Consider the following 12,618-nt stretch of genomic DNA (forward strand, 5'->3'; position numbering starts at 1 on the left):
TTGCGCTTCTAGGGTGCAAACCGCGCAGCAGGTTTGCATCCATGATAGGCGTCGTATTTTGATGACATTAACCGCCACATGGATGAGAAGACTCTTCCATGTGGCTTTTTCTTTCCGGAAAGAAGATGGCCGGCCGTGTGGGAGATTCCTCGCGGCCGGCTGTTTTTGCCTTCGTCACACAAACAATTTCTGGGAGGAAATCAAAATGAAAATCAAGCATATGTTAATGGGTGTTGCCGCATTGAGTCTGACGTTGAGTTTAGCCGCTTGTGGCAGTAAAAGTAGTGACAAGCAAACCGTCAAGGTCGGGATCTTGCAACTGATCGACCAAAGCGCCTTGAATGCCGCCAACAAAGGCTTCAAGGAAGAACTGGCCAAAGAAGGCTACAAAGGCGCTAAGATCAAATTTGACAGTTTGAATGCCCAAGGCGATCAAGGCAATCTGAGCTCCATGTCGGCGCGGCTGAAAAGCGATAAAAACGACCTGAACCTGGCCATTGCGACGCCAGCCGCTCAGGCCTTGGCCAAAGCGGATAACCAGACGCCAATGGTGTTCACCGCCATCACCGATCCAAAATCTGCCGGCTTGACTTCCTCAACCAAGGCGCCTGATAAGAACGCCACCGGGGTCACCGACATGGTGGATGTCAAAGGCCAAATCGACTTTGCGCACCAACTCTTCCCGAAGGCGAAAACGATTGGCCTGTTGTACAACGCTGCGGAAGAAAATTCGGTGGTCCAGATCAAAATCGCCAAGCAAGAAATCGCGAAATTGGGGCTGAAAGCCGTGGTTAAAACCGCTGCTACCACCAACGATGTCCAACAAGCCGCCGAAACCTTGGCCAGCCAGGCGGATGTGATTTACATTCCAACCGACAACACCGCCGCGGCGGCGATGCCAACCATCGGCAAGGTCTCTGAAGCCAAAAAGGTGCCGGTGATCACCGCCGACGCCACGATGGTGAAACCCGCAGCTGTCGCCACCGTTGGCATCAACTACGAAGATCTGGGCAAGCAAACGGCCAAACTGGCGGTGAAGATTTTGAAAGGCAAAAAAGTGTCTGATTTGGCGATTGAAGCGCCAGCCAAGTCCACTTTGGTCACCGATGCCAAGCGCATGAAGCTGTTCGGCCTGACCCAAGCGCAAGTCGAAAAGGCGGCCAAGGCCGTCGAATAAGGCTTGGCACCAGGTTTTCCCGCCGGTGATCAGTGAAATAAGCGAATTGTCCTTGACGCCTAGTTGAATGAGCGGTATTCTCATCTACATACCAAAGGTTAATCTTTGGGGTAAAGGACGTGTTGAACATGAACCAAGTAATGACAACACAGCTTAATCACACATTTTTCGCCGGCTTTTTCGGATAGCGGTTTGCATCATGGATGCAAACCGCAGGGTTTGTATCCATGATGGCCGGCACATCTTAACGTGCAATTAACCGCCACATGGATCGTAGCAATCATCCATGTGGCTTTTTCTTTTTCCCGGGAAAAAAGGGCCAGTCACTTGGATGATTTCAAATGGCTGGCCCTTTTCTATTCTGGGCTGGCCGCGGTCCCAGCCGAAGGTCGACGTCCAGGGGGAAAACAACATGAAAATGAAACACACATTGATCGGCCTTGCCGCCGCTCTCGCACTGACCTTAGCAGGATGCTCCAGCAAAACCAATGCGCAGGCGACCAAAACCGTCAAGGTCGGAATCTTGCAATTGATCAACCAAACCGCGCTGGATGATGCGCGCAAAGGCTTCGAACAAGAACTCGCTAAAGAAGGCTATACCGGCGATAAAATCAAAATCGATTACGTCAATGCCCAAGGCGACCAATCCAATTTGCAAAGCATGAGCCAGCGCCTAAAGCAGGACAAAAACGATGTCAATTTGGCCATCGCTACGCCCGCCGCACAGGCCTTGGCTAAGGCTGATAAGGACACGCCGATGGTCTTCACCGCCGTCACTGATCCCAAAGCGGCAGGCCTGGTCACCAACGCCAGTCAGCCGGACCAAAATGCCACCGGCGTCACCGATATGGTGGACATCAAGGCGCAAATGAAATACTTACTCAAGCTCTTCCCTAAGACCAAAACCGTGGGTCTGCTCTATAACGCCGCCGAACAAAATTCGGTGGTGCAAATCAAGTCCGCCACCAAGGTTGCCAAGCAATTGGGCCTGAAAGTGGCTACCACCACCGTCGCCTCGACGAATGATGTGCAGGCTGCCACCGAAACGCTAGCCGGCAAGTGCGATGCGATGTACTTGGTCACGGATAACACGGTGGCCGCGGCGATGCCAACGGTCGCCAAGGTCTCGCTGAAGAAGCATGTCCCAGCCGTTTGTGCCGCTTCGACGATGGTGCAAGACGGTGGAGTCGCTACCCGCGGGATTAGCTACAAAGAATTAGGCCGCCAAACGGCCAAACTCGCCATCAAGATTTTGAAAGGCAAAAAAGTCAAAAATCTGCCAGTTGAAGCACCAGCCAAGACCATGGTCATCAAGAACGAAAAAATGATGAAGGCCTTCAACCTGACCGACGCAGACGTGAAATAGTTCTCATTCTTAGCACTTAGTTAATGGAGGTTAATATGGACATCCTGGTATCGAATATCTCAGTCGGCTTTTTATGGGCCATCATGGCAATCGGGGTTTATCTGACGTTCCGGATTCTCGACATCGCTGATATGACCGCTGAAGGCAGCTTTCCCTTAGGGGCTGCCATCACCGCACATCAGCTCGTCTCGGGCACCGGCCCGATTTTAGCCACCCTGCTCGGGTTTTGCGGCGGCGCGGCGGCTGGCTTTGTCTCCGGCGTGCTGCACACCAAGCTGAAAATTCCGGATCTTTTAACCGGGATTTTGACCATGACCGGCTTGTACTCGGTGAACTTGTTTATCATGAAAGCCGCGAATGTGTCACTGCTTTCCGATATCAAAACGGTGTTCACGATGGCCACCATCGGCGATAGCACCATCACCACGATTGTCATCGGGGTGGTGATTTTAGCCATTGTCATCGGCCTGCTGGTGTTCTTTTTCAACACGGAAATGGGCTTGGCGGCTCGCGCCGTGGGGGACAACCAAGCGATGGCCGCCGCCAACGGGGTCAACAATGACAACATGAAAATCATCGTTTACATGCTGTCCAACGGCTTGATTGCTTTGTCTGGGAGTTTGATGGCTCAAACCAACGGCTTCGCGGATGTCTCAATGGGGATTGGCACCTTGGTCATTGCCTTATCAGCGATTATCATTGCCGAAATCCTGATTCGCAATGTCAGCTTCGGCAAGCGCCTAGTGATGATCATTGTCGGCGCCATTATTTACCGCCTGATTATCGCCGGCGTCTTGCAGCTCGGCGTGGATCCGAATTACCTGCGCCTCTTCTACGCGCTGATGCTGGTGGTCTTCTTGGCCTTACCGCTGGCGCAAAAGGAAATCAAACAAAGCCGCGCGCGGCGCGCCAATAAACGGGAGATGAATAACTGATGACAGAGCCAGCTTTAGAAATCCATCGTTTGAATCAGTATTTTGAACAAGGCACGCCCAACGAGAATCACGCCTTGAAGAACATCGAGTTGACCTTGCAACCCGGCGAATTCGTCACCATTATTGGCGGCAACGGGGCCGGCAAGTCGACCTTGCTCAACAGCGTGGCTGGGTCGCTGCCGATCAGCCAGGGCCAAGTGAAAATTGCCGGCCAAGACGTCACGTATCAAAGCGTGGCTAAACGTGCCCAGCTGATTTCACGCGTGTTTCAGGACCCGCGCTCCGGCACGGCACCGCTGCTCACGGTGAAGGAAAACATGGCGCTGGCGCTCAAGCGCGGCACCTGGCGCAACTTCTGGCGGCGCGGCGTGAAGCACGACGATTTGGCCTTGATGAAGGAAAAACTGGCCAGCCTGAACTTAGGGCTGGAGGACCGCCTCGATGCCGAAATCGGCTTGCTCTCAGGCGGGCAGCGCCAAGCCATTACTTTGCTGATGGCGACGCTGAACCTGCCAGAGCTGCTGCTGCTCGATGAACACACAGCGGCGCTGGACCCGCAGACGTCGGCGACAGTCATGGCCCTGACGCAGCAAATCGTTTCCGCTCAGCACATCACCACCTTGATGATTACGCACAACATGCAGGATGCTTTGAAGTACGGCACCCGCCTGATCATGCTCGACCATGGCCGCATCGTCGTCGATTTGCCGGCTGAAAAGAAGCACGGTCTGACCATTCCCGACCTGCTTGACCTGTTCAAGGCTCAAAGCGGCAACGAACTCAGCGATGACGCCGTTCTGCTTGGCTAGTGCTACTTATCCCTACTCAATTGAGTGGGGATTTTTTTGTTGGCGGCCTCTGGTGCCGGTGGCGGTGGGCTCCGCCTGGGGCGCGCGGCTTGCTGTGCGGCCGGTCCGAGCCGAAAACCGGTCTCGGACCTAGTTTTGAAGCCGCAGTCGCTGACGCTCCAGTGCGTCTTCAAAACTGCCGCGATAACGACTGGTCAACCTGCAAAACCCGCAGTTTGACTAGTCGTTATCGTTTCACGGCTAGCCACGCGCCCCAAGCTCCGCCCACCGCCACCTGCACCCGCTAGATAACAGTAGGTCACGCCGAGTCAGCCCGTTGAAGTTTTATCCGACGTGAAAGGCAATTTGATAAAACCTTTTGATAGACTAGGATTTCTTCAAGATGATACGGTGATAGTGGTCATGGCGCTTCTTGATTGCGTTGACTGTTATCGAGCGGGTTTGGTGAGGGTGCGCGGAGCTTGGTGGGGGCTGGCAGTGAATCGATTAGCGACAGGAAGACCGGCGCGGGTTTGGCGCTGGGCTTCCCAGAGCTAATCGCGGCAAAGTTGAAGACACCAATGAGCCCAGCGAAGGTGGCTTCTACTTTAGGTTCGAGACCGGTTTGTGGCTCGGACCGGCCGCACAGCCAGCCACCGCCAAGCGGAGCCCACCATCGCCAAACCCACGGCCGGGAACCTTGAAAAAGAAATCAAGAATTTTAGCACTCTTCTTGCACGAGTGCTAAAACGGTGGTATTATATATTATGTAAACAAGAGCCGGACGAACGGTGCGGTCGAATAGAGAAGCAAACACCGCCGCATTGGCGGTGTTTTTGCGCCTTGTTTACTGAGATGAAGTAACGTGTCCGCATGGCTCAGGCGATGCGTCAGAGAGGAAGGATAATAATGGCTAATTTTTCAGATTCGTTTTTTGATCATGATATGGATGACTTTTTCAACCAAGTCATGCGCCAGATGGGCGATGGGCGGGCACGCTATGTCGTTAATGGCCATGAATTGACGCCGGAAGAAGTCGCACAGTATCAAGCGCAAGCAGGGCAGGGGCAAGATATTCCGGTCACTCAGCAAGCACAAAAACCACAAAAGCAAGATATTTTAGGCAAATTGGGCCGTGACTTAACGGCGGAAGCTAAGGCTGGCACCTTGGATCCAGTGATTGGTCGCGACAAAGAAATTCAGGAAACTGCTGAAATTCTGAGTCGGCGGACCAAGAATAACCCGATTTTGGTCGGGGATGCCGGTGTTGGTAAAACGGCTGTCGTTGAAGGCTTGGCGCAGGCCATTGTGAAAGGCAACGTGCCTGAAGCCATTCGTGACAAGCGGATTGTTTCTATCGACTTGTCGAGCCTGGAAGCTGGGACCCAGTATCGCGGTTCTTTCGAACAGAACATTCAGGATTTGATCAAGGCCGTCAAGAAGCAGGGCAATGTTATCTTGTTCTTTGACGAAATTCATCAGATTCTCGGTGCCGGCACTACTGGCGGCGAAGATGGCAGCAAGGGCTTGGCGGATATCATCAAGCCGGCGCTTTCCCGCGGTGAAATTACCGTGATCGGGGCCACCACGCAAGATGAATATCGTAATACCATCATGAAGGATGCGGCGTTGGCGCGCCGGTTCAATGATGTTACCATCAATGAACCGAGCCCGGAAACCACGCTCCAGATTTTGCAAGGCGTCAAGGGCCTGTACGAAAAGCACCACAATGTTGAACTGCCAGATAATGTGCTGAAGGCGGCGGTGGACTATTCCATGCAGTATATTCCGCAGCGGTCGTTGCCAGATAAGGCCATTGACCTGATTGATATGACCGCGGCACATCTGGCCGCCAAGCATCCAGTGGTGGATAAAGTCACTTTGGAGAAGCAGCTCAAGGACTTGAATGCCCAGAAAGACGCGGCGGCTAAGGCCGAGGACTTCGAACAAGCCGCTAAGTTGAAGCAGCAAATTGCTGATTTGGAAACCAAGAAGAATGACACCAGCGAAGAGAAGCCCGTCGTCGCTACGCCAGATGATGTGGCGCAGGCAGTCGAACGCTTGACCGGGATTCCTGTGGCGCAAATGGGCGCCAGCGACATTGAACGCTTGAAGAACATTGGCAAGCGCCTGAAGGGGAAAGTCATTGGCCAAGATGAAGCCGTGGATATGGTGGCCCGGGCCATTCGTCGCAACCGCGCTGGCTTTGACGAAGGCAACCGGCCAATTGGCAGCTTCCTGTTTGTCGGCCCGACCGGGGTCGGCAAGACGGAGCTGGCCAAGCAGTTGGCGCTGGATCTGTTTGGCAGCAAAGAGGCGATTATTCGCCTTGATATGTCCGAATATAGCGACCGGACGGCGGTCTCCAAGCTGATTGGGACTTCTGCCGGCTATGTTGGCTATGAAGATAACGGTAATACCTTGACCGAGCAAGTGCGGCGCAACCCTTATGCGATTGTGTTGCTGGATGAAATCGAAAAGGCGGATCCGCAAGTGCTGACCCTGCTGCTGCAGGTGATGGATGACGGCCGTCTGACCGATGGCCAAGGCAACGTGGTCGATTTCAAGAATACCGTGATTATCGCGACCTCGAACGCTGGTTTTGGCAATGAAGCTTTGACTGGCCAAAAGGATGCGGATCAGGATTTGATGAAGCGGCTGGCACCTTACTTCCGGCCAGAATTTCTCAACCGGTTCAACGGCATTGTCGAGTTCAGCCACCTGTCCAAGGATGACTTGGGTAAAATCGTGGATTTGATGCTCAGCGATGTTGACACCACGCTAGCGAAGAAAGGGCTCACTTTGACTGTGACCCCCGAAGCCAAGGACTGGTTGATTAACCAGGGTTATGATGAAGCGATGGGCGCGCGGCCATTGCGGCGGGTGATTGAACAAAATATCCGCGATCAGGTTACCGACCATTACCTGGATCATCCAGATGACAAGGCCCTCAAGGCCACGCTGGTCGACGACAAGATTGTCATTCAAGCAGCGTAAGGCAAAGCGGCACCCCTCAAAAAAGTTGAGGAGTGCCGCTTTTGTTATGGCCAAAGAAAGTGATTTGTCGCGCCTGCGACTTCCAGGTTATATCGTAGCAGGCTATGTTGGGCTTGGGGACCATAGATCGGCAACGTGCGATAGGTGCGTAAGCGCCGGCCGAGTAAGTACTTCAGCGAACGGGAGGAGACATTGAGCACTTTGCCATCCCAGTAGGTGCCGTCGCCGATGTTGCCGTAGATGTTCAGCACATCGACTTGGTTGACTGGAAAATGCCGCCGCATTCGTAAGGCCCGGCGAAAATCCGGAGCAAACCACGGCGGCCGACCGTCAGGGCCAAGGTGATGTTGCCGGCGTAAGTGGTGCACCCCTGGCACGCCATTGAAGTTAGCAGCGATGGCCACATAGCGCTGCAGCTTCGGTAGCCCAGGTACGTCACCATACCGAAGCTCATAAAACAGGACGGCGGCGTTGCCCAAGCTGTGAGCCACGATATTAAACTTGGTGATTTGGTAACGGCTTTGCAGCTTTTCAATCACGTTGCGGAGCCAGTCGGCAATGCGATGGTAATTCAACGTACGATTATTTTTGAAGACGATTTTGATCAGCGGCCGATGGGTGGCGACTGGCCAGTCGCCTTCGAGATGGACGTGGCCATCACCGTCAACCGTCGCGGTCACGACCGCGGTGGCATGATCCGTGCGCTGGGCGGCGGTCATCAGCGGCACCATTGAATTGGGGCCACCATGATGCCCATGCAAATACAGCGTCGGCACCTGCCGCTGAACGCTGGCGTGCACAGTTTGCGGCGCCAGCCCGAAGCTGATGAGCGCGAGTAAAATGACCCACCATCCTTTTGTCATTGACCTGCGCCTCTTTTCTGAAATTACTTCCAGTCTAGTGGAAGAATTAGGCAGCGGCAAATAACAATGTTGTAAGGCAGGCTGCGATTCAGGCTGCGGAGCGAGGCCGGTCTTAGCCGGATGGGTAGCCTAGCCTGAAGCCTTGCCGCCGCTTTTGGGCGGTGAGGCTCCAGGCGTAGCTGCTGCCGCATGTCAGTCTGTACGCGCTTTGCGCTACAGACTGATCAATCCACTCCGGCGTTGGCCTCGCGCAGCGCGACTATCCTGGCCATCTGGCTAACCCTGCCTTTGCTTGCAGCCTCAATAGTTGCGCTCGCCAAGGCACCGCCCGAGCATCCAGCTACGCCCAAGGCCTCGACGCCAAAAACAGGCGGCAAGGCCTTGAGCTAGGCTGGCTGTCGGGCTAAGCCCGCCTTTGTTCGCAGCCTAGATTCAAAAAACGCCGTCTGGCACTTGGCCAGGCGGCGCGAATTCTGCTTCGGCAAAAGTAGAAGGTAACTGTGATAAGGAATGCGACTAGAGGGTGACCTGCGCTTCATCGAGAAAGTGCTGCAGCGGTTTGAGTTCCTCACCGTCGTAGTAATCGAACAGGCCTTGGAGGTCATCGACATGGTGCTCAACGTCATTGGCGTTGAACGCCGGATCGACGGTTTCGACCACGCGGCCATCTTTGATTGCAACTTTCAGCGCTTCAACTGGGAATCCACGCTTCAAGGTGATTTTGGCATTGATGACAAAAGGCCGGCCGGCGGCGAGCACGGCCGCTGCTTGATCAAAAGCGGCCTTTAAATCGTCGCTCTTAGTCACAGTGACGCCTTCGACGCCCATGCCCTCCGCGATTTTGACAAAGTCTTGGTCTTCCAGGTCAATGCCGCTGTAATCATGCATGCCCGGAATATCAGCTTGCTCGTCGCGGATAAAGCCTAAGGTGGTGTTGGAAGTAACGATGTTCAAAATTGGCAGGTGGTATTTCTTTTCGGTGATCAGATCTTGCATGACCATGGAGAACGCCCCGTCCCCAGAAATGGACACCACTTGCCGGTCAGGGAAACTCAGCGCCCCGGCAATGGCGCCAGGGATGCCGGCGCCCATCGAGGCGAACAAGGCAGAAACAACCCACTTGTTGGTTGGCTTCACGTTCATGTATCGCAGCAAGTTGATGGTGTTGTCACCGACGTCCAAGGACACCACGGTGCGGTCGTTGGCGATGCGATTGAGTTCGTTGTAGACGGGTTCGAATTCAAGCGGATCGGTGTCGCGCGTGGCGAGCTTCTTGAGGTAAGCCTGCCAGTTCTTTTGGTCCGCCACAGCGGCTTGGAAAAAGGCGGAAGCTGGCTCTGGCTGGCTGCGCTCAAGCATCTTGTTCACAAACTGAGTAGCATTGGCCCAGACGCCAAGGTCGAGGTAGTGGTGGCGGCCAAATTGCGCTTCGTCATGATCGACCTGAATGAACTTGAAGTCATGGCGGGTATAGACATTATTGGCAAATGGGAAGTCCGTGCCCAAGGCGATTACTAAGTCGGCAATGTCCATGATTTCGTTAGCAGCTTTGGAGCCAGCGCGGTTAACCGGGCCGAGGTTGCCTTCGTAATCTTCGGACAGCAGGCCTTTGGTCAAACCGGTCATAATCAGCGGAATTTGCAGCTTCTTAGATAGTTCAATCAGCTGATCGCCGCCGTTTTTAATGCCACGGCCGACGTGAATAACCGGCCGCTTGGCAGTTTTGAGCATGGCCAGCACCTGATCGACTTCTTCATCGGTGGCTGCTGGTTCCGGCTGCGGCTTGTTATCCGTCGGTGAGGTGCTCTTGTAGGGCACATCAGGGATTTGCACGTAGCCGAAGTCGTTAGGGATGATGACGACCGCCACGCCGCGGTGTTTGTAGGCTTCACGAATGGCTTTGTCCACGACATAAGGCAGGCTTTCTGGCGTCATGACAGTGCGGCAGTAGCAGGAGACATCGGCAAAAATCGGGTTTTCGTCGAATTCCTGGAAGAAGTTGTAGTTCATTTTGTCATGTGGCACCTGGCCAATCAGCGCCAGCACCGGCGCGTGGTCTTCGCGGGCGTCGTACAGCCCAGTGAGCAGATTGGTGGCACCAGGGCCGGCGGAGCCGAAGGTGACCGCAATTTTGCCGGTCAGCTTGGCGTCAGCCGCGGCGGCTAACGCGCCCACTTGTTCATGGCGGACCTGGATGTATTGAAGGCGTTCTTTTTCCTGTTCCAACGCAGACATCGTGGAATTAAAAGAACCGCCGGGGTAACCGAAAATATGTTTAACGCCCCAAGCTTCAATCACTTTAAGCATGGCGACGCTGGCTGGCGTGGTGTTTGTCATGATGAGCACTTCCTTGTATGTGGTGTTATTTAGTTGTCTACAACTATCACGCTCACAATGTATCACGAATTGAAACCGATTACAACAGATAATTCAAAAAAGTAATACAACGATTAAGAAGTCTTCAAGCCGAATGACAACGTTTTAATTACGGCTGGTTCTGTGCTACAGTCAAACGCATAGTCGAAATGACAGAGGAGGCAGAGCATGAGCCAGGATCCCACGGCGCCGTTTCAGACGGTGCCAGCTATCACCACCGAGTTGATCAACTTAAGTGCTATTTTGAATTTGCCGAAGCCCACCGAAGCGTTCATGAGTGACATTCACGGGGAGTACGATGCGTTTTCCCATGTCTTGCGCAATGGCAGCGGCAATGTCAAAACGAAAATCAGTGAATGTTTTGGCGGCCAAATGACCGAGCAAACCCGCCAGCAGTTTGCCTTTTTGGTCTATTATCCCAGCGAAATGGTGGCGCGCGCCCAGGCTGCGCTGGCGCCAGCCGAGCTGGAACAATGGTACCGCGACCAGGCGCTGCGGCTGGCGCAACTGTTGGCGTACACTGCGACGAAGTACACCCGCTCGAAGGTGCGCAAAGCCTTGGCGCCAGAGTTCGTGTATATTACCGAAGAGCTTTTGTTCAACGACCCGCAAGCGGCAGATAAGCGGGCCTATTACTGGGCCATCATTCAAAATCTGATTGGCCTGGGGCAGGTGACGGCCTGGATTGAGGCCACTGCGCACACCATCCAGCAACTAACGGTGGATCAAATTCACATTATCGGTGATATTTACGATCGGGGGCCGGCGCCGCACCGGGTGGTTGAGGCGTTGATGCGCCGCGGGCATGTCGATTTCCAGTGGGGTAATCATGATATTTTATGGCTTGGTGGGGCCGCTGGTTCGGCGCTGAATATCGCGAACTTGGTGCGAATCTGCGCCCGCTATGCGAACTTGGATATTTTGGAAGACACTTATGGCATCAACCTGCGCCACCTCGCCCAGCTGGGGGAGCGCTATGATGGGGACAATCCTGCGTTTCAACCGAAAGTCCCCGCTGGCACCACGCTCAGCGAGGGCGAGCGGCGTGCCATTACCCAGATTCACCAGGCCATTTTGATCATTCAACTGAAACTGGAAGGCCCAGTGATCAAGCGGCGCCCAGAATTTGGCATGGCGGACCGTTTGCTCCTGGACAAGCTTAGCTCGGACCGCCAGAGCATCACGATTGACGGCCAGACCTATGCACTCACGAATGGCTGCTTTGACCTGGTCGACCCGGCGGATCCATACCGGCTGACCGCAATGGAACAGTCGGTGATTGATCAACTAGTACAGGCATTCATTCATTCGGAAAAGTTGCATCGCCACATGGACTTCTTGGTCGAAAATGGCAGCATGTACCGCAAAACTAATGGTAACCTGTTGATTCACGGCTGTGTGCCAGTCGATGAGGCCGGTGAGTTTGTCGGGTTAACCCTGGCCGGCAAGACCTATCGGGGGGCGGCGTTGTTTGATCTGCTCGGCACTAATCTGGTTAAAGCCTACCAAAATCCGGAGCCTGGTAGTTTAGCCAACGATTTGCTGTGGTATTTATGGACTGGCCCGTACTCACCGCTGTTTGGTAAACAGAAAATGACCACCTTTGAACGCTATTTCATCGACGATAAAGCGGCGCATAATGAACATCCCAATCCTTACTATCGATTGCGTCATGAGCAGGCATTTGTCCAAAAATTGCTAAGGACGTTTGGGCTGGACGGTGAGCGCGGGCATGTCATTAACGGCCACACCCCAGTGAAAAAAGGCAATTCGCCCATCATGGCCAATCGCCAGATGCTCGTGATCGATGGGGGCTTCTCAAGGCCCTACCAGAAAACCACTGGCATTGGCGGCTACACCTTGCTGGACAATTCCTATGGAATGCAACTGGTGGCGCATCAACCGTTTGTTTCGCGCCAAGATGCGATTGCGCATCTGACCGACATTGTGTCGACCAGGCGGGTGGTGGAAACCGAAGCGCGGCGGCGAACCGTGGCGGAAACGGATATTGGCCATCAGCTGCAAGTCCAAATCTGCTTGCTCAAAGCGCGCCTGCAACGGCTAACTAGCGGACAATGATAATCTTTGGTAGAGTAGTTATATAAGCTAACAGTTA

General features: G+C 54.0%; 8 protein-coding genes. 6 read left to right on the plus strand and 2 right to left on the minus strand.

The annotated features are described in order from the left end of the window. Positions 1-205: 205 nt before the first annotated feature. The 5 genes from AAA927_RS06715 to AAA927_RS06735 all read left to right on the plus strand — a co-directional run bounded on the left by AAA927_RS06715 (position 206) and on the right by AAA927_RS06735 (position 7,263). On the plus strand, positions 206-1,177 hold the full coding sequence (locus AAA927_RS06715; RefSeq protein WP_338216886.1) for an ABC transporter substrate binding protein: 972 nt from the start codon (positions 206-208) through the stop codon (positions 1,175-1,177). Positions 1,178-1,589: 412 nt separating this feature from the next. Continuing rightward, entirely contained in the window at positions 1,590-2,543 is a 954-nt protein-coding gene (locus AAA927_RS06720) for an ABC transporter substrate binding protein (protein ID WP_338216888.1), read from the plus strand. Between the two features lie 35 nt (positions 2,544-2,578). Then, positions 2,579-3,478, plus strand: coding sequence for an ABC transporter permease (locus tag AAA927_RS06725; RefSeq protein WP_338216890.1), 900 nt, complete (start codon positions 2,579-2,581; stop codon positions 3,476-3,478). After that, positions 3,478-4,287, plus strand: a complete 810-nt coding sequence (locus tag AAA927_RS06730; RefSeq protein ID WP_125580080.1) for an ABC transporter ATP-binding protein — start codon at positions 3,478-3,480, stop codon at positions 4,285-4,287. The genes AAA927_RS06725 and AAA927_RS06730 overlap by 1 nt, the downstream gene beginning before the upstream one ends. Positions 4,288-5,175: 888 nt before the next feature. Then, positions 5,176-7,263, plus strand: coding sequence for an ATP-dependent Clp protease ATP-binding subunit (locus AAA927_RS06735; RefSeq protein WP_338216894.1), 2,088 nt, complete (start codon positions 5,176-5,178; stop codon positions 7,261-7,263). A gap of 44 nt (positions 7,264-7,307) precedes the next feature. Here the strand turns inward: AAA927_RS06735 and AAA927_RS06740 are convergent, their stop codons facing one another. Continuing rightward, positions 7,308-8,126, minus strand: a complete 819-nt coding sequence (locus AAA927_RS06740) for an alpha/beta hydrolase (RefSeq protein WP_338216896.1) — start codon at positions 8,124-8,126, stop codon at positions 7,308-7,310. Positions 8,127-8,642: 516 nt separating this feature from the next. After that, positions 8,643-10,463: a pyruvate oxidase gene (gene spxB / locus AAA927_RS06745; RefSeq protein WP_338216898.1), complete on the minus strand. Its 1,821-nt coding sequence runs from the start codon at positions 10,461-10,463 to the stop codon at positions 8,643-8,645. Positions 10,464-10,670: 207 nt separating this feature from the next. On the opposite strand from spxB, the gene AAA927_RS06750 reads away from it, so the two are divergent. Continuing rightward, on the plus strand, positions 10,671-12,581 hold the full coding sequence (locus tag AAA927_RS06750; RefSeq protein WP_338216900.1) for a fructose-1,6-bisphosphatase: 1,911 nt from the start codon (positions 10,671-10,673) through the stop codon (positions 12,579-12,581). Positions 12,582-12,618: the final 37 nt, after the last annotated feature.

This window comes from Lacticaseibacillus salsurivasis (assembly GCF_036246225.1).
Taxonomy (GTDB): Bacteria; Bacillota; Bacilli; order Lactobacillales; family Lactobacillaceae; genus Lacticaseibacillus; species Lacticaseibacillus salsurivasis.

Bases quoted from the DNA above. Each gene is read 5' to 3' on its own strand.
- AAA927_RS06715 (WP_338216886.1), top strand. From the start codon at position 206: ATGAAAATCAAGCATATGTTAATGGGTGTTGCCGCATTGAGTCTGACG.
- AAA927_RS06720 (WP_338216888.1), top strand. From the start codon at position 1,590: ATGAAAATGAAACACACATTGATCGGCCTTGCCGCCGCTCTCGCACTG.
- AAA927_RS06725 (WP_338216890.1), top strand. From the start codon at position 2,579: ATGGACATCCTGGTATCGAATATCTCAGTCGGCTTTTTATGGGCCATC.
- AAA927_RS06730 (WP_125580080.1), top strand. From the start codon at position 3,478: ATGACAGAGCCAGCTTTAGAAATCCATCGTTTGAATCAGTATTTTGAA.
- AAA927_RS06735 (WP_338216894.1), top strand. From the start codon at position 5,176: ATGGCTAATTTTTCAGATTCGTTTTTTGATCATGATATGGATGACTTT.
- AAA927_RS06740 (WP_338216896.1), bottom strand. From the start codon at position 8,126: ATGACAAAAGGATGGTGGGTCATTTTACTCGCGCTCATCAGCTTCGGG.
- spxB (WP_338216898.1), bottom strand. From the start codon at position 10,463: ATGACAAACACCACGCCAGCCAGCGTCGCCATGCTTAAAGTGATTGAA.
- AAA927_RS06750 (WP_338216900.1), top strand. From the start codon at position 10,671: ATGAGCCAGGATCCCACGGCGCCGTTTCAGACGGTGCCAGCTATCACC.